The 17,469-nt window shown below is 62.3% G+C and carries 16 protein-coding genes; 5 read left to right on the forward strand and 11 right to left on the reverse strand.

Features of this window, described 5'->3' with window-relative positions:
• Positions 1-13: 13 nt before the first annotated feature.
• Positions 14-1,396, forward strand: coding sequence for a cysteine--tRNA ligase (cysS, locus tag FXO12_RS02000; RefSeq protein WP_034127906.1), 1,383 nt, complete (start codon positions 14-16; stop codon positions 1,394-1,396).
• 200 nt (positions 1,397-1,596) lie between these two features.
• Here the strand turns inward: cysS and FXO12_RS02005 are convergent, their stop codons facing one another.
• From FXO12_RS02005 to FXO12_RS02035, 7 genes are all read right to left on the reverse strand, one after another.
• Positions 1,597-1,935 (reverse strand): Na+/H+ antiporter subunit G, encoded by a 339-nt coding sequence (locus FXO12_RS02005; RefSeq protein ID WP_057974921.1) that lies wholly within the window; start codon positions 1,933-1,935, stop codon positions 1,597-1,599.
• Positions 1,932-2,210 carry a K+/H+ antiporter subunit F gene (locus tag FXO12_RS02010; protein WP_003192168.1) on the reverse strand — a complete coding sequence of 93 codons (279 nt, stop codon included), beginning with the start codon at positions 2,208-2,210 and terminating at the stop codon, positions 1,932-1,934. Before FXO12_RS02010 ends, FXO12_RS02005 begins: the two co-directional genes overlap by 4 nt.
• On the reverse strand, positions 2,207-2,695 hold the full coding sequence (locus tag FXO12_RS02015) for a Na+/H+ antiporter subunit E (protein ID WP_014718934.1): 489 nt from the start codon (positions 2,693-2,695) through the stop codon (positions 2,207-2,209). Before FXO12_RS02015 ends, FXO12_RS02010 begins: the two co-directional genes overlap by 4 nt.
• Positions 2,692-4,374 carry a monovalent cation/H+ antiporter subunit D gene (locus FXO12_RS02020; RefSeq protein ID WP_034127904.1) on the reverse strand — a complete coding sequence of 561 codons (1,683 nt, stop codon included), beginning with the start codon at positions 4,372-4,374 and terminating at the stop codon, positions 2,692-2,694. The genes FXO12_RS02015 and FXO12_RS02020 overlap by 4 nt, the downstream gene beginning before the upstream one ends.
• On the reverse strand, positions 4,371-4,715 hold the full coding sequence (locus FXO12_RS02025; RefSeq protein WP_003192163.1) for a Na+/H+ antiporter subunit C: 345 nt from the start codon (positions 4,713-4,715) through the stop codon (positions 4,371-4,373). Before FXO12_RS02025 ends, FXO12_RS02020 begins: the two co-directional genes overlap by 4 nt.
• A complete protein-coding gene (locus tag FXO12_RS02030; protein WP_057974920.1) occupies positions 4,715-7,636 on the reverse strand; it encodes a monovalent cation/H+ antiporter subunit A in 2,922 nt (973 codons plus the stop codon). Before FXO12_RS02030 ends, FXO12_RS02025 begins: the two co-directional genes overlap by 1 nt.
• Before the next feature lie 729 nt (positions 7,637-8,365).
• Complete coding sequence (locus tag FXO12_RS02035; RefSeq protein ID WP_054897286.1) at positions 8,366-9,295, reverse strand: DMT family transporter; 930 nt, start codon at positions 9,293-9,295, stop codon at positions 8,366-8,368.
• Positions 9,296-9,387: 92 nt separating this feature from the next.
• Between FXO12_RS02035 and FXO12_RS02040 the strand changes: the two genes are divergently transcribed.
• Positions 9,388-9,951 (forward strand): helix-turn-helix domain-containing protein, encoded by a 564-nt coding sequence (locus FXO12_RS02040; protein WP_057974919.1) that lies wholly within the window; start codon positions 9,388-9,390, stop codon positions 9,949-9,951.
• Positions 9,952-9,973: 22 nt separating this feature from the next.
• On the forward strand, positions 9,974-11,368 hold the full coding sequence (locus FXO12_RS02045; protein WP_057974918.1) for an FAD/NAD(P)-binding protein: 1,395 nt from the start codon (positions 9,974-9,976) through the stop codon (positions 11,366-11,368).
• Between the two features lie 170 nt (positions 11,369-11,538).
• Here the strand turns inward: FXO12_RS02045 and FXO12_RS02050 are convergent, their stop codons facing one another.
• The 4 genes from FXO12_RS02050 to FXO12_RS02065 are packed head-to-tail and all read right to left on the reverse strand — an operon-like array spanning position 11,539 to position 16,165.
• On the reverse strand, positions 11,539-12,801 hold the full coding sequence (locus FXO12_RS02050) for an efflux RND transporter periplasmic adaptor subunit (protein WP_057974917.1): 1,263 nt from the start codon (positions 12,799-12,801) through the stop codon (positions 11,539-11,541).
• Positions 12,791-14,269 (reverse strand): TolC family protein, encoded by a 1,479-nt coding sequence (locus FXO12_RS02055; protein ID WP_057974916.1) that lies wholly within the window; start codon positions 14,267-14,269, stop codon positions 12,791-12,793. Before FXO12_RS02055 ends, FXO12_RS02050 begins: the two co-directional genes overlap by 11 nt.
• Positions 14,262-15,461, reverse strand: a complete 1,200-nt coding sequence (locus FXO12_RS02060; protein WP_057974915.1) for an ABC transporter permease — start codon at positions 15,459-15,461, stop codon at positions 14,262-14,264. The genes FXO12_RS02055 and FXO12_RS02060 overlap by 8 nt, the downstream gene beginning before the upstream one ends.
• Positions 15,458-16,165, reverse strand: coding sequence for an ABC transporter ATP-binding protein (locus tag FXO12_RS02065; RefSeq protein ID WP_034127896.1), 708 nt, complete (start codon positions 16,163-16,165; stop codon positions 15,458-15,460). Before FXO12_RS02065 ends, FXO12_RS02060 begins: the two co-directional genes overlap by 4 nt.
• 355 nt (positions 16,166-16,520) lie before the next feature.
• Between FXO12_RS02065 and FXO12_RS02070 the strand changes: the two genes are divergently transcribed.
• Complete coding sequence (locus FXO12_RS02070; protein WP_034127895.1) at positions 16,521-17,252, forward strand: TetR/AcrR family transcriptional regulator; 732 nt, start codon at positions 16,521-16,523, stop codon at positions 17,250-17,252.
• An 8-nt stretch (positions 17,253-17,260) separates the two neighbouring features.
• Positions 17,261-17,428, forward strand: a complete 168-nt coding sequence (locus tag FXO12_RS02075) for a hypothetical protein (protein WP_157717986.1) — start codon at positions 17,261-17,263, stop codon at positions 17,426-17,428.
• The last annotated feature ends 41 nt before the right edge of the window (positions 17,429-17,469 follow it).

Here is a 17,469-nt window from a genome sequence, read left to right on the forward strand (position 1 = left end):
TAAGGGAAACATCGTGCTAACGATCTACAACACGCTCAGCAAGACCAAAGAAGTCTTCAAGCCGCTGGACGGCAACAAGGTGCGCATGTACGTGTGCGGCATGACCGTGTACGACTACTGCCACATCGGCCACGGCCGCAGCATGGTTGCCTTCGACCTGGTGACCCGCTGGTTGCGTTTCAGCGGCTATGACTTGACGTACGTGCGCAACATCACCGACATCGACGACAAGATCATCAACCGTGCCAACGAAAACGGCGAGTCGTTCGACGCGCTGACCGAGCGCATGATCGCCGCCATGCACGAGGACGAGGCACGCCTCAACATTCTCAAGCCGGACATGGAGCCGCGTGCCACGGACCACATCCCGGGCATGCACGCGATGATCCAGACCTTGATCGACAAGGGCTACGCCTACGCCCCAGGCAACGGCGACGTGTACTACCGCGTCGCCAAGTTCATGGGCTACGGCAAGCTGTCGCGTAAAAAGATCGAAGACCTGCGCATCGGCGCGCGTATCGAAGTCGACGAAGCCAAGCAGGACCCGCTCGACTTCGTACTGTGGAAAGCCACCAAGCCGGGCGAGCCGAGCTGGGAGTCGCCCTGGGGCGCCGGGCGTCCGGGCTGGCACATCGAATGCTCGGTGATGTCCACCTGCTGCCTGGGCGAGACCTTCGACATTCATGGCGGCGGCAGCGACCTTGAGTTCCCGCACCACGAAAACGAAATCGCCCAGAGCGAAGCCGCCACAGGCAAGACCTACGCCAACGCCTGGATGCACTGCGGCATGATCCGCATCAATGGCGAGAAGATGTCCAAGTCCTTGAACAACTTCTTCACCATCCGCGACGTGCTGGAAAAGTACCACCCGGAAGTGGTGCGTTACCTGCTGGTGTCGAGCCACTACCGCAGCGCCATCAACTACTCGGAAGACAACCTCAAGGACGCCAAGGGCGCCCTGGAGCGTTTCTACCATGCGTTGAAAGGTTTGCCTGCGGTGGCGCCGGCAGGCGGCGAAGCCTTCGTGGCACGCTTCACCGAAGTGATGAACGACGACTTCGGTACCCCGGAAGCCTGCGCCGTGCTGTTCGAGATGGTGCGCGAGATCAACCGCTTGCGCGAGACCGATATCGACGCAGCGGCGGGCCTGGCGGCGCGTCTGAAAGAACTGGCCAGCGTGCTGGGCGTGTTGCAAATGGAGGCCGATGACTTCCTGCAAGCCGGCGCTGAAGGGCGTGTGGATGCCGCTGAGGTAGATGCACTGATCCAGGCGCGTCTGGCGGCTCGCACCAATAAAGACTGGGCGGAATCCGACCGTATCCGCGACCAACTGACCGCGATGGGTGTGGTGTTGGAAGACGGCAAGGGTGGGACGACGTGGCGGTTGGCTGACTGACCGTTGATAGCTGCACGCTGAATAAAAAAACGCCCCGACTGGTTCGGGGCATTTTTTTGCACTCTCGTTCCCACGCTCTGCGTGGGAATGCATACCGAGACGCTCCGCCTCGCCCGCTCGCCCGAGTGGGGCGGACGCGGAGCGTCCTGGGCGGCGTTACCACGCAGAGCGTGGGAACGATCTGCGCTCCTACAAAAACATCAGCGGCGGCTGCTGACTTCGGCGGGGACGTCATCACCGGCCATGCGTTTGCGGAACAGCGCGGTTCGCGCCAGCAGCAGTGTGGTGACTGGCACGGTGATCGCGAGCAAAATCGGAATCAACCAGCCATGCAACACCGGCCAGGACTTGAGCACCGAAAAGTAGATGATCGACGCCAACGCCACGCTCCACGCCCCCAACGTCGAGGCTAGTGCTGGCGGGTGCATGCGTTGGAAAAATTCTTTCATTCGCAGCAAGCCAATCGCGCCAATCAAGGCAAACAGGCCGCTGAGCAACAGCAACGCCGCCACGATAATTTCAACCCATAACGGCATCATTCAATCACCTCGCCACGCAGCAGGAATTTGGCCAGGGCGAACGAGCCGACGAAGCCGAACAGCGCGATCAATAGCGCCGCTTCAAAGTAAGTGTCGCTGGCATAGCGAATACCCAGGGTCAGCATCATCAGCATCGCCAGGATGTACAAGTAGTCCAGCGCCAGTACCCGGTCCTGGGCCGAGGGGCCTTTGAACAGCCGCACCAGGGTCAGCACCATGGCCAGGGAGAACAGGAACAGGCTGAACAGGATCGCATTGGCGAGCAGGGCGCTCATTCGAAGATCTCCATCAGGGGCCGTTCGTAGGCGTGCTTGAATTGCTGGATAAACGAGGCTTCGTCATCCAGGTCGAAAACGTGCAGCAGCAGGATGCTGCGGTCCAGGGCCAGCTCCGACCAGACGGTGCCGGGGGTCACGCTGGTGATCATCGCCAGCACAGCCAGACCGTTGGCGTCGCGCAGGTCCAGGGGGATCTTGATAAAGCGCGAGCGCGGTGGGCGGGAGCCGCAGGTGAGTACGCCCCATGCCACGTGCAGGTTGGAGATGATCACATCGAGGCCGACCCGGAAAAACAGGCGGATGATCACCCCAGGGCGGCGGATGCGGATCGGCAGCGGGCGCAGCGGCGCCATCATCAGCGGCGCAAGAAAGCCCAACAGTGCGCCCAGCAGCAGGTTGCCGGGGCTGATCGACAAGTTCAGCACCAGCCACAATACCCACAACGCCAACGACAGCCAGGGAGCCGGGAACAGACGCTTCATGGCTGCACCTCCAGGGCGGCGGCCTTGGCTTCAGGGCTCGGCACTGGCCGGGTCGCGAGCACTGCCATCACGTAGTGTTCCGGGTTGTTCAGGCTTTCGGCAGTGGCCTGGGTGTAGCGCATCAGCGCCTCGGCCTTGAAGGTCAGCGCGATGCTCAACCCCAGCAGCAGGAAGATCGGCACACACTCGTAGCGGCGCAGCAGCGGTGATGGGCGTTCTTCCGGGGTCCAGAAGCGCTGGATGCCGAGGCGGGCGAAAGCGATGAGCGAGGCCAGGCCAGAGAGAATCAGCAGCGCCACCAGGCCCCAGGCCGCCGGGCGGATGGACTCGTCCACGGCGTTGCCCAAGCCCAGTGGGTTGATCAGCGCGCTCAACAGGCTGAGCTTGCCGATAAACCCGGACAGCGGCGGCATGCCGATAATCAGCAGCGCGCAGGCGATAAAGCTCAGGCCCAGGAAGGCCATGGTCCAAGGGATGACCTGGCCGATCACTGCTTTTTGCTCATCGTCCAGGTTCACGCCCGGGCGCGGATGCAGCGATTCCATGGCTTTGGGCAGCGCATCAATCTCCTCATCCAGCGGCAGGTCGTTGGCCGAACGCGAACGCTCGATCAACTCCGCCAGCAAAAACAGCGCACTCAATGCCAGGGTGGAACTGACCAGATAGAACAGCGCCCCCGCGGTCAGGCTCGGCTGGGCAAACCCTACCGCTGACAGCAGGATACCCGCCGACACCAGGATACTCAGGCTGGCCATGCGCTCCAGACGCTGCGCCGCCACCATCGCCAGTGCCGCGCAAATGATGGTCGCCATGCCGCCATACACCAGCCAATCGCCGCCAAACAGTGCCGAAGCCCCGGCCTGGCCGGAGAACAACAGGGTCCACAGGCGCAGCACGGTGTACACGCCGACCTTGGTCATGATCGCGAACATTGCCGCCACCGGCGCGCTGGCGGAGGAATAGGCGGGTGCCAGCCAGAAGTTCAGCGGCCACATGCCGGCCTTGGCCAGGAACGCCGTAGCCAGGATCGCTGCACCAGCATGCAACAGGCCGCGATCAGCCTCCGGCACCAGCGGGATCTTCAACGCCAGGTCGGCAAAGTTCAGCGTGCCGGTGACGCCGTAGATCATCGCCGCGCCAATCAGGAACAGCGACGACGCCAGCAGGTTGATCGCAATGTAATGCAGCCCCGACGATACCCGCGCACGGCCGGAACCGTGCAGCATCAGGCCGTAGGAGGCGGCCAGCAGCACTTCGAAGAACACGAACAGGTTGAACAGGTCGGCGGTGAGGAAGGCGCCATACAGCCCCATCAGTTGGATCTGGAACAGGGCATGGAAGCTGGTGCCCGCACGGTCCCAGCGGGCCATGGCGAACAGCAGCGCGCTGACGCCGATAACCCCGGTCAGCACCAGCATCATCGCCGACAGTTGGTCCACCACCAGGACGATGCCGAACGGCACCTGCCAGTTGCCCGGCAGATACACACCAATCGAGCCGGGGCCGCCTTGTTGCGTCCAGTACAACAGCAGCACGGCAACGCCCAGTCCGGCGATGCTGGAGCACAGATTGATCTGGGCTTTGAGTGGGCGGCGTTTCTCGCCCAGCATCAGCATCAGCCCGGCGGTGAGCAGCGGCAGCAGGATCGGCGCGACGATCAGTTGATTCATCCACGTCATTCCTTGGGCTCCCGGCCGTCTACATGGTCAGTGCCCGTGAGGCCCCGGGATGCCAGCAGCACCACCAGAAACAACGCGGTCATGGCGAAGCTGATCACGATGGCCGTGAGCACCAGGGCCTGGGGCAGTGGATCGGTGTAGTTGAGCAGGTCTTGGGGCACGCCGTCCTTGATGATCGGCTCCTTGCCGATAAACAGGCTGCCCATGCTGAAGATGAACAGGTTGACGCCGTAGGACAGCAGGCACAAACCCATGACCACCTGGAACGTCCGTGGCCGCAGGATCAACCAGACGCCGGAGGCCGCCAGGACCCCAATGGCTATTGCGATGACTTCTTCCATCAGGCGGCTCCTTCGGTTGCAGCAACCACTTTGGGCTGGTTGCTCGGTTTATGCGCGCGCACCGACTGGTGGCCGAGGGCGGTGAGCATCAACAGGGTCGAGCCCACGACCATGGCGTACACGCCGACGTCAAAGAACAGCGCACTGGCGATATGAATATCGCCCAGTAACGGCAGGCTGAAATGCCAGGTATGCGTAGTGAGGAACGGGTACCCGGCGAACAGCGCGCCCAGCCCGGTCAAGGTGGCCGACAGCAGGCCGAAGCCCATCCAGCGCATGGGCCGCAGGCTCATCTGCGCCTCGACCCACTGGGTACCGGCGACCATGTATTGCAGGATAAACGCCACCGACATCACCAGCCCGGCGACGAAACCACCCCCAGGTTGGTTGTGGCCACGCATGAACAGATAAAACGACACCACCAGCGCAATCGGCAGCAGCAGGCGCACCAGCACCGCCGGCACCATCATAAAGCCCAGGGCGGTGTCGCTGGCCTGGCGCGGGTTGACCAGGTCGGTGGCCACGTCCGGTGCCAGTTGGCGCTGTTGGGGTGGCAACTCCATGCTTTCCTTGGACGGGCGGAAGCGGCGCAGCAAGGCGTACACGGTCAAGGCCACGGCGCCGAGTACGGTGATTTCGCCCAGGGTGTCGAAGCCACGGAAGTCCACCAGCATCACGTTCACCACATTGCTGCCACCGCCTTCGGGCAAGGCACGGCTTAAGTAGAACGAGGAGATATCGTTGGGCGTCTGGCGGGTCAGCATCGCGTAGGACAACAGCGCCATGCCGCCGCCCACCACAGTGGAGAGCAGCAAGTCACGCAGGCGGCGGATACGCGCCTTGCGCAGCGAGCTGGGCAGGGGTGAGACCTCTTCGATCCGCCTTGGCAGCCAGCGCAGGCCGAGCAGGATCAGCACGGTGGTGACCACTTCCACCACCAATTGGGTGAGGGCCAGGTCCGGCGCCGAGAACCACACGAAGGTGACGCAGGTCATCAGGCCGCACACGCTGACCATGGTCAGGGCCGCCAGCCGGTGGTACTTGGCTTGCCAGGCGGCGCCGAGGGCGCAGGCAATCGCCAGCAACCACAGGGTGACGAAGACGATGGAACCCGGGATTTTCGGGCGGTCGCCCCAGCTGAGGCCACTGTTGATCATCGGGATCATCGCGCCGATCACTGCCAGCAGCACCAACAGGAACAACTGGGTTTGCAGGCGCTTGGTGCTGATGCGTTTCTCGATCCGGCGCACGCCGCGCATCATCACCACCAGGCAGCGCTCGAAACCGCGCTTGCCGTTGAAGTAGCCGATCAGCGGTGGGTATTCGAAGCGGCCACGCTTGAGTTGCTTGCGCAGCATCAGGTACAGCACCACGCCGCCGGTCATTGCCACCAGGCTCATGATCATCGGCGCGTTCCAGCCGTGCCAGATCGCCAGGCTATATTCCGGTAGCGTACCGCCCACCACCGGCAGGGCGGCAGCGGCGAGAATCGAGCCGACCACCTGGGCCGGAAAAATCCCCACCAGCAGACAGGTGAACACCAACAGCTCGACGGGTGCGCGCATCCAGCGCGGCGGCTCGTGGGGCGTGTGCGGCAAGTCGGTGGCGGGCGGGCCGAAGAACACGTCCACGGTAAAACGCAGGGCATAGGCCACGCTGAATGTACCGGCAATGGTCGCGATCACCGGCAGGGCGATTTCCACCCATTGGGTCGACGAGATAAACACGGTTTCGGCAAAGAACATCTCTTTGGACAGGAAGCCATTGAGCAACGGCACCCCGGCCATGGACGCGCTGGCGACCATCGCCAGGGTCGCGGTAAACGGGATCAGGCGCACCAGCCCACTGAGCTTGCGGATATCCCGCGTGCCGCTTTCGTGGTCGATGATGCCCGCCGCCATGAACAGCGAAGCCTTGAAGGTGGCGTGGTTGAGAATGTGGAATACTGCGGCAACTGCGGCCAGTGGGCTGTTGAGGCCCAGCAGCAGGGTGATCAGCCCGAGGTGGCTGATGGTGGAATAGGCCAGCAGGCCCTTGAGATCGTTTTGAAACATGGCGCAGTAAGCGCCGAGGAGGAGAGTGAGGGCGCCGGCACCGCCGACGATCCAGAACCATTCTTCGCTGCCGGACAGCGACGGCCACAGGCGGGCCAGCAGGAACACGCCGGCCTTCACCATCGTCGCCGAGTGCAGGTAAGCCGAAACCGGGGTGGGCGCCGCCATGGCATGGGGCAGCCAGAAATGGAAGGGGAACTGCGCGCTTTTGCTCAAGGCGCCGATCAGCACCAGGGCGAGCATGACCGGGTACAGCGAATGCGCGCGAATCTGATCGCCCGCCGCCAGCACCTGGTCCAGGTCATAGCTGCCGACGATATGCCCCAGCAGCATCACTCCCGCCAACAGGCACAGCCCACCTGCGCCAGTGACCATCAGCGCCATATACGCCCCGCGTCGCGCATCTGCACGGTGGTGCCAATAGCCGATCAACAGGAACGAGAACAGGCTGGTCAGTTCCCAGAAGAATACGATCTGGATCAGGTTGCCGGAGATCACCAAACCCAGCATTGCGCCCATGAACGCCAGGAAAAATGCAAAGAAACGCGGCACCGGGTCGTCCGGCGACATGTAGTAGCGCGCATACAGCGACACCAGCGTGCCGATGCCCAGCACCAGCATCGAGAACAGCCAGGCAAACCCATCCATGCGCAACACGAAGTTGAGCCCCAGGCTGGGCAACCACATGAATTCTTCGCGGATCACGCCACCGTGGGCGATCTGAGGGTAGAGCAGGGCGACTTGAATAGTACCGACCAGTGCCAAAAGGCCGGCCAACAGCGATTCGGTGTTACGTGCGTTATGCGGCAGCAAGGCCGCCAGACAGCTGCCGATAAAAGGCAGAAGCAGTAGAACTATCAGGGACATAGGCTTCTAATCTGCGGGAGTTTGGGATGCATCATACGTGCCGCTTTCACGATCACCAAACGGCAAGATGTGGCAGGATCCTACAAGGTAGGCTGAAACCTCCCATTTGGCACTGTTTCAACCTGCCCTTGAATTAAAATGCAGACCTCTGTGGGAGCCGTTATCTGCAGCGACGCCGTACCTGTGGCGAGGGAGCTTGCTCCCGTGACGGGCTGACAGTCGACGCTTATCTCCCTGACACCCCACGATCCAATTGTGGGAGCTGGCTTGCCTGCGAAGACGGCCTGACAGCCGACACCTATCTCCCTGACACCCCGCGATCAAACTGTGGGAGAGGGCTTGCTCCCGAAGGCGGTCTGGCAGTCTAGACGGTTGGATTGTGTACATATCCATTGCTGCGGTAACGGCTACTTAGGGTTCCGCCTGACGGCGGGTCACTTTGGAAAAGAGCCGGAATGCCGGCCCAGCCCAAAGTAACCAAAGGGCTCTTGCCCCACCACTCGGCACCTCGCCTAGGCTCGGTGTGCCCGAACACAGTCTTGAATCCGTGGGCCGCCGCCATGCGCCATCCATGGCGCGGGGCGGCTAACCCGGCGTCCTGTCGGGTTACCCACGAATTCAAGCCTGCGTTCGGCCAGCGTGGTTTAACGGGGCGCCTGAGATCAAGATCACAAGCAGATCAAGATCAAGAGCGGCTCGCTTCGCATCGTGGTTACCGTTGATCGCAAACTACCCCTGCCGCTCCTCCTCCAACGCCTCTGCCAACTCAACGGCCTTCTGCCCCTTGGTCTTCAATTCACTCACAATCACCGCCACCACAATCAGCACCGCGCCCAGCATCGCGATCGGTGGGAACCGCTCCCCGGCGATTCGCCCCACAACGCCTGCCCACACCGGCTCACCGGCATAAATCAACGTCGCCCGCGTTGGCGAGACACTCTGCTGGGCCCAGTTCATCGCCACTTGGATCACCGCACTGGTCAAGCCCAGGCCCACGGCACTGAACAGCAACAGCCAGGAAAAGCCCGGCAACGCCTCGCCCATGGGCACCACCATCATGAAGGACAGCACCGAAGCGGTGGCCAGTTGCACCACGGTCACCCGACGAATATCCACCTGGCCGGCAAATGCGCTGATCAAGATGATCTCGGCCGCTATGGCCACTGCACCGATCAAGGTGGCGATTTCACCCGCGCTGAAATTCAGCGAGGCCCCCGCCGGGCCGGTCAACAGCATCAACCCCGCAAACGCCAACATGATGCCGATGCTGGGCATCAAGCCGGGGCGACGGCCAAGCACCAGCCACTGCAACAGCGGTACGAACGGCACATACAAGGCGGTGATAAACGCCGATTGGCTGCTCAAGATGGTTTGCAGGCCAATGGTCTGCAAACCGTAGCCGAACATGATCGCCACCCCGATAAACACCCCGGCCTTCAATTCGAACAGGGTCAGGTCGCGCAGGGTGCGCAAGGAAAAGAACCCCACCACAATCGTCGCTGCCGCGAAGCGCAGCCCCACAAAAAACATCGGCCCGCTGACCGCCATGGCGTGCTGCACCAGCAAAAAGGTGCCGCCCCAGATCATGGTGATCACCACCAGGATGCATTCGGCTTTACTGAAACGGTTGAAACGCGAAGGGGAGTTCGGGGCGGTCATGGCGGCTCGGTCTTGCAAGGGGAAATCACGGACCGCACAATGCGCCGCACGCTGGGCAGTATACTGCGCACACCCACCTATTGAGCAATATAGTGCACAAAGAAAATCCGCAACGGGCTTCGGTCCTGCAGCACGTCAGCCAGAACGTTCGTCGCCTGCGCCATGCCGCCGACTTGAGCCAGACCGCGCTCTCGGAAAAATCCGGTGTCAGCCGGCGCATGCTGGTGGCGATAGAAGCGGGAGAGAAGAACGTCAGCCTGTCGACCCTGGACCGTGTCGCCGAAGCGTTGGGCGTGGCGTTCAGTGATCTGATTCAGGCGCCGGATGTGCGCGACCACAGCCGTATCAATGAGCTGGCCTGGGCGGGCGAGATTGTCGGCAGTAAGGCGGTGTTGCTGGCCAAGGCTACGGCACGGCGTGAGGTCGAATTATGGGAGTGGCGGCTGGAGCCCGGTGACCGTTATTGCCCGGACCCTGACTTGGAAGGGTGGAGCGAACAACTGTTTGTGTTCGAGGGCAGCCTGACGCTGGTGATAGGTGATCAGGAAAATCTCATCGAGGCTGGAGAGTTCTTTATGTTCGCCAGCCACCAGCCCCATGCTTATCGCAATGATGGGAATGCGGCGGTACGGTTTGTTCGAAATGTGGTGATTTGAGCAACAATAAGGGCGAACTGGCATGAGTGAATCCACCCGCGTTGCAGATGTACTGATCATCGGCGGTGGCCTGAGCGGCACGATGCTGGCCGTGCAACTGCTTCGCCTGCCGGGCACGCGGCGTATCCTGATAGTCGAACCCCGTGCTGAGTTGGGGCGCGGCGAAGCCTACAGCGCGGTCGAACTGGGCCATACGCTGAACGGCAATGCGGCGCGTATGAGCGTTGACCCGGACAATGCCGACGACCTGACCCAATGGCTCACCGACTACATCAGCGCCGGCGGATGGCCCGAGTCGAACCAACAGCATGTGCCTATCAGCGAGCTGTTCCCGCCACGGGGGCTTTTCGGCTTGTACGCGCAGCAGCGTCTGGCACAAGCCAAGGCGCTTTCTACATCGAGCGTCGAGCACATCCGCGCCGAAGGGGTAGACCTGCAAGTCGATGCCACCTCGGTGTTGTTGACCCTCGATACTGGCGAGCAACTGCGCGGCGCCTGTGCGGTATTGGCCACCGGCATGTTCCCTGCTGCGCGCACTCCGCAGACCGAGTCCACAGGATTGAATGCCGCCGCGTTGGACCCTTGGGATGTACCCGCGATGACCCGGCTCGACCCACAATCGACCGTGCTGATCATCGGCTCGGGCCTGACCATGGTCGATGCCGTGGTCTCCCTGGAGCAGGCCGGGCATCGCGGACCTATCGAGGTTTTTTCGCGGCACGGCCTGTTGCCCCATGTACGCCGGCAACCGCCGAACTGGGACGACTTCCTCGCCGCCGACCACAGCCTGAGCAGCCCCCGACAATTGCTGCGTGAGGTGCGACGCCAATGCCAGCTCGCGCTGGCGCAAGGCACAGACTGGCAGGCGCCGCTGGACACGGTGCGCGGGCATATCGCGCGGCTGTGGAGCCAGGCCAGTGAGGCCCAGAAGCGCCAGTTCGTTCGGCATGTACGGCCTTGGTGGGAAAGCCATCACCACCGTTCTCCGCCCTTGAGTGCGCAGTTGGTAGCGCGGTTGCAGGGGCAAGGGCGGTTGCGGATTCAGGCGGCGTCGTTCAAGGGCTTGGTGCCGTCGCAGAAGGGGGTTGCCATTGCGGTGCGCTACCGTGGCGAGGATGTGATCACCCAGGTGTTGGGCGCTGCGCTGATCAATTCCAGCGGCATCGAATACGACTGGCGCCGGGTGGCCCGACCTTTACCGCGGCAACTGCTCAAGCGCGGGTTGATCCATCCTGGGCCGCTGGCGCTGGGGATTGCGGCGGATGCGACGGGGGCGGTGCGGGATGCTCGCGGCGAGGTCAGCCAGCGACTGTTCGCCATGGGGCCTCCGTTGCGGGGCATGTGGTGGGAGAGCACGGCGGTGACCGATGTGGCGCTGCAGGCCAAGGCACTGGCCGCCAGGCTGGCACGGCGCTGAATGTTGGAGCTGGCATTGATTGCCCCAATGCAAGTAACCGGTAATCTTGTGGCGAGGGAGCTTGCTCCCGCTGGAGTGCGAAGCGCTCCCAGGATCTTGGGGCCGCTGCGCAGCCCAGCGGGAGCAAGCTCCCTCGCCACAGTGCAGCGTTCCCACATCTGGATCGAGGATCAGTGATTGATTCCCCCGACCCTCACCAACCCCGCTTCAAGCCCAAACACCTCAACCCCCTGCGGCGTCGATTGCCCGGTGGTGACTTTTACCCGCTGCACCGGTTTATCCATCGCCGTCCGATACTCCACCGTCATGTCCGCCTGGATCGCCTGGCTGGGAATCACGATCGCCTGGTCATTGTTATAAGTGACAATCGTCAACCTCGCACTCATGCCCAGGCGCACCCGTTGTAACTGCTGGGGCGTCAGGGTGGGGATCGACAAGGTCACCGGAAACTGCGCACTGCCCTGGCTGTCGCTGGCGATGGCCAGGCCGCTGACCACGCTGACTGAACCTGTCAGCCGCTCGCCATCAAAGCCATCGCCCATGACTTCAACGGTCTGGCCCTGACGCAGCTGGTTGATATCCAGCTCTGAGACCTTGGCCACGATTTTCAAGCGTTCGATATTGGCCAGCCCGAACAGCACCTGGCCCTGGCTGACCTTGCTGCCGGCCTGCACCGGCGCGTTGTTAGTCCCGCCACCTTGAGCGGTACTGGTGCTGCCGGGCGCCGGTACCACGATGCCGGAGAAGGGCGCCTTGACCTCCTTGCCTTCGAGCAGTGTTTGCAAGGCTTCGTACTTCACCGTGGCATTGGTCAGCTCCATTTCGGCGATCTGCCGGTATTCGCCCTGGCCTTGGTCCAGGGCTTGTTGCAGCTCACTGCGCGCCGCCACCAAGTCCAATTGCTGTTGCTGGGTTTGCTGTTTGAGGTCATCCAGTTCGTTGCGCGGGATGATGCCGCGCTTGAACAGGTTTTCGCTCTCGGTGAGTTTGCGTTGGGTGTTGCCCGCGGTCATTTCAGCGGTGCGTAAACTGCGACGGGCGCGGCTGACGGTGGGGCTGCTGCCCCAGTCCTGCATTTCCTGCACGGTGCGTCGGGCCTTGAGTTGCGCGGAGAGGGCGTCGCGCAGCTGTACTTCAAGCGTCGCCGGGTCCATGCGCAACAGGACTTGGCCGGCCTCAACGCGCTGGCCTTGTTCGACCAGGTTGGCCAGCACATTGCCGTCGAATGGCGCCGTCAGGACGACGGTGGTGTCAGGCTCGATCTTGCCCACCAGCCCGATCTGGTGCACCAACGGGTCGGGCTTTACGGCCAGCCACTGTTCGCCTGTACCCGCCTGCTCAGCCCCGCTGCGTTGACTGAGCAGGGCGGCGGCCGCGCCGGCCAACAGCAGGAACAAGGCAACGGCCAGCAGGGATTTTTTATTAGTAGTCATTAAGGGCAATTTCCCAACTTTCCAGCGTCATGCCCAGGGTCAGGTCAAGCTGAGTCTGGGCGTTCAAATAAGCGATCAGCGCATTGAGCTGGGCGTTTTCGGCGTTGCGCAGGTCGGTCTCGAAGCTCAGCACCTGAAAGTTGGTGGAGCGCCCGGCGCTGAGCTTTTCCCGCTCGATCTCGATCTTGCGCCGCGACAACTCCACGGCGCGCTTGGATATTTCATATTGGCGCCAGCGGGTGCCAAGGTCACGCACCACATTGTTGACGTTGCGCTCCAGCTCCTGGCGGGCGTCGGTAATGCGGATTTCCTGGTCTTCTACATTTACCCGTGCACGCACTTCGGCCTGGCGCGTGCTGATATCGCCGATAGGGATCTGCACTTGCACCCCGGCGTAACTGTCCCAGGTGCGGTTATTGTTATGGCCGTTGTCGTTATCGGTGGCGGCGCGTATTTGGTTGGCGCCGGCGACCAGGTCCACCTGCCAGCGCCCGGAATCCTTGGCGATCACCAGGTCGAGGTCGGCCTGTTGGCTACCGAGCAGGGCAGCGAGGTATTCCGGTTGCTGGTTTTGCGCGAGGTTGAAGGCCTGGCGTTTGTCGATCTCCATGGGGGTGGCTTCCAGGGCCTCGGTGGCGCGCACCGGTGTCGACAAGTCCAGGGCCAGCAGGCGCAGCAACGCCAGGCGGCTGGTGTCGAGTTGGTTGCGCGCTTCTTCCACGCCTAATTGCTGGGTGGCGATATCGGCTTCGGTCTGCACGATCTCGAATTCGGCCATGCGCCCGGCGCTGATCAGCGCTTTGTTCACCTCCAGTAAAGTATTGGAGCGTTTGAGCGCTTCCTGGACGATCACCAACTGTTCCTGGGCGCGCAACAATTCGCGGTAGGTGGCGATGATCTGGCTGATGGTCTGCGCCACGGTGGCCTTGAGGTTCAGGCGGTTGGCCTGCTCGGCCAGGCGCGACAGGCGCAGCGGTGCGGTGGTGGCATCCCAGCCGGCCCCGCGCATCAGCGGTTGGATGATCGCAAGGTCCAGGCCGTCGCTGCGGTAGCGGCCGGCGCGGTTGGCGTTGTTCAACTGCTGGGTCCAGGCCATGCTCAAGCGCGTGCCGTATTCGCCGAGCAGGCTGCTGGTGGGCGCGACGTTGGCGTTGCGCGCATTGTCTTGGGAGCCGCGGGTGCTGCGGTAATAGCTGTTGAGGGTGAGTTTGGGGTTGAACACGTCTTCGGCCACGCGCAGGTCGAATTTCTGCGCCACCCGTTGCAGGTAGGCGCTGCGGATCGCCGGGTTATTACGCAGGCCCAGGTACACCGCGTCCCCCAGGGTCATGGTGGTGGCCTGGGCATTCAGCGAGACGCTACGCTCGTAGCCGCTGCGGGTGGTGCTGGGTGCCTGAGGGTTGATCACCACGTCGGCGGCCATGCCCGGCAGGCTGATCAGCATGAGCAGCGGTAGGTACTTATTCATCGCGCAGGGCCTCGACCGGCTGCAAGCGTGAGGCCGACACCGCCGGGTAGATGCCAAAAAACAAACCCACCAGCAACGTACTGCCCACGCCCAGGGGCAGGGCAGCCACTGCCAACGCAAAGGCCCAGCCCGACAGCCACGCATACAGCCAGGCAGCGGTCATGCCCAGGACTGCGCCGCACAGCGCACCCAAGGCGGTGAGGGTGACCGCTTCGAGCAAAAACAGATTACGGATGTCCCGCTGGCGCGCGCCCAGGGCCATGCGGATGCCGATCTCACGGCGGCGTTCCGAGACGTTCATCAGCATCACGTTCATCACCCCGACACCGCCGCCCACCAGGGAGATCGCGCCGAGGGCCAGCAGCAGATAGGCGAAGGTGCGGCTTTGTCGGGTCATGCCATCGATCATTTGCTGGGGCACTGTGATGTCGACGCTATGGTCGGTGAGCTGGGGTTGCAGCGCGGCGGCGGCGTCCCTGGCTATGCGTTCCATGTCCTGCCCCGGCGCCGCGCGGATGAGCACGTTGTTGATCTGCGGGTTGGCATAGATGCGGCGCATGCCCTCGGCGGGAATAAACAGCGATTCGTTGGCCTGCACCGGCATCAGCATGGCCCGGGGTTGGTTGTGCAGGATGCCCACCACCAGAAACAGGTAATCGTTGATACGCACACGGTCACCCAGCTGCAGCGGGTCACCTGGCGCGCCGAGGGCCTGGGCGAGCTGGTCGCCGATCACCGCGTAGGTTTCGTTGGCATCGAAGGGTGACAGGAAGCGCCCCTCACGCAGCGCCAGGCGCATGGCGTCCTGGATACCGGCAGTACTGCCGACAAAGTTGGCATTGGCGGTCCGCCCATGAAACACAATGGGCCCGCTGAACAGGCTGAGTGCGCCGATATGAGCGATGCCCGGCACTGCCCGGCGTACCGCATCCAGGTCGAGCTGGGTGCGCATCGGCACATTGCTGCTGCCCTTGGACGGGAACTGGGCGATGAGGGTGTCGGTACCCATGTCCTTGAAAATCATCGCCGCATCCACCGCCGCGTTGTGGCCGATATTGATCAGCGCCACCACCGAGGAACTGCCGATGACGATCCCCAAGAGCGCCAGGATCGAACGCTTGCCCAGGGTACGCAGGCTGATAAAGGCTTCGTGCAGCAACTGGCTGAGGCTCTGCTCGACCCGCAGGCTCATGGGCGCCCGGCCTCATGCACCACGCCGTTGCACACCAGGATCTTGCGCTCCAGACGCTCGGCAATGTGGGGGTCGTGGGTGACGATGATCAGCGTCACCTGTTGGTCACGGTTGAGGTTCAACAGCAGGTCCATGATCTCTTGGGCGGTAGTGCTGTCGAGGTTGCCGGTGGGTTCGTCGGCCAGGATCACCGAGGGTTTGCCGACCAAGGCGCGGGCAATGGCCACACGTTGGCGCTGCCCACCGGAGAGGTCGGCGGGGCGATGGTGGGCGCGTTCGGCGAGGCCGACTTGTGCGAGCATGCGCTGGGCGTGTTCCACCGATTCATGCCGCGACACGCCGCGATAACTCAAGGGCAGTGCGACGTTGTCCAGGGCACTTAGGCGTGGCAGCAGGTTGAAGCTCTGGAACACGAAACCGATCTGCTGGTTGCGGATCGCCGCCAGCTCATCGGGGGTGGCGTTGAAAATATCGTGGCCGGCAAAGTGGTACTGGCCGCAGTTGGGCAGGTCCAGCAGGCCGAGGATATTGAGCAGGGTGCTTTTGCCGGAGCCAGAGGCACCGAGAATGCCGCAGCTGTCACCGCTGGCGATAGACAGGCACACGTCATTGAGAATGCTCAATTCTTGCCCGGCGAGCTGATAGCGCTTACCGATGCCTTGCAGGGAAATCAAGCCGGGTTGCGCGGGGGTCTGTGTCATCATGACTACGCCTGCAGTCTCGACGGTACCGCCTTGCTCCCCGAAACTCCTTGTAACAAGTTCAGAAGCTGCCTGTAGCCGTCACGGACTGGTTTTATTTCTTGTTTTTAAAATATTGTTTGAATAGTAACTGCCTTCCTGACGCTTCGCCAGCCGTCGAGGTAGAGCGGTTTTACCGGTTGAAACGATTTTATCAGCGGGTATCAGAGGTGGGTAAAACCCCTACGATTTGCCTCAAAAGCCCGGATATAAGGGCTTTGCATGATATGGCGGAGTGTCACTACTTGCTTTCGACGGGCCGCCCCGGTATAAAAAATCAAATTATTTTTTAAAACAATATTTCCGCCGTGGAACCCATATGGTCGCGAAGAAACTCAGCGCTCCAAACGTTACCAAGACTCGATTGCTGGATGCGACAGAGGCTCTTTTCATCAAGTACGGCTATGACGCCGTGTTGCTACGGCAGATAACCGAGCGTGCCCAGGTCAACCTGGCGGCGGTGAACTACCACTTCGGGGACAAGGACTCCCTGATGAAAACCTTGCTGATGCAGCGCCTGGAGCCCCTCAACGAGCAACGCCTGGAACTGCTGGCGCGCTGTGAAGCCGAATCCGATGGCCCGCTCGATTGCGACACACTCCTGGGCGTGCTGTTTGCCCCGGCCATGGGCCTGGAGCGCAGCGACCCGGCCAGCGGGGAAGGGCGTTCGTTCATTCGCTTCCTGGGCCGGGTCTACAGCGACACCTCGCCGTTTATCCAGGAATACCTCAAGGTCCATTACCAGCCGGTGTTCCAGCGCTTCTTCGAAGCCTTCGCCCTGGCCCTGCCGGATTTGCCACGTAATGAACTGGGGGTGCGCCTGCAGTTTGCCCTCAAGGCCATTTCGGGCGTCATGGCAGGCACCGAACTGCGCCTGCTGATGAACTCCATGAGCCTGGGCCGCCCGGCCACGGATGCCGAGGTGATGGCCAAGCTGATCACGCTGGTGTCGGCGGCGATTCGGGTGCCGCAGCAAAGCCAGGAAGCCGAAACGGCACTGGCCAAGGTGCTGGAAACCCAGCGCGCCCTACGCGAACACCACGCCCTGTAGGAGCGAGCTTGCTCGCGAAAAACATCAACGATAACGCGAGCATTCTGGCTAACCGCGGCGTCATTGCGTTGTTCGCGAGCAAGCTCGCTGCTACAGAGGTTGGCCCTTTTTCGGAGCCAAAAAACAGGCAAAAAAAAGCCCGCTGGGGCGGCGGGCTTGATATGCAACGTTTGTAACGGATGAGGCTTCACACTACGTCTCGGCTTGTGAATAAAAC

The organism is Pseudomonas sp. J380, from assembly GCF_009827115.1.
GTDB classification, from domain to species: Bacteria; Pseudomonadota; Gammaproteobacteria; order Pseudomonadales; family Pseudomonadaceae; genus Aquipseudomonas; species Aquipseudomonas paracarnis.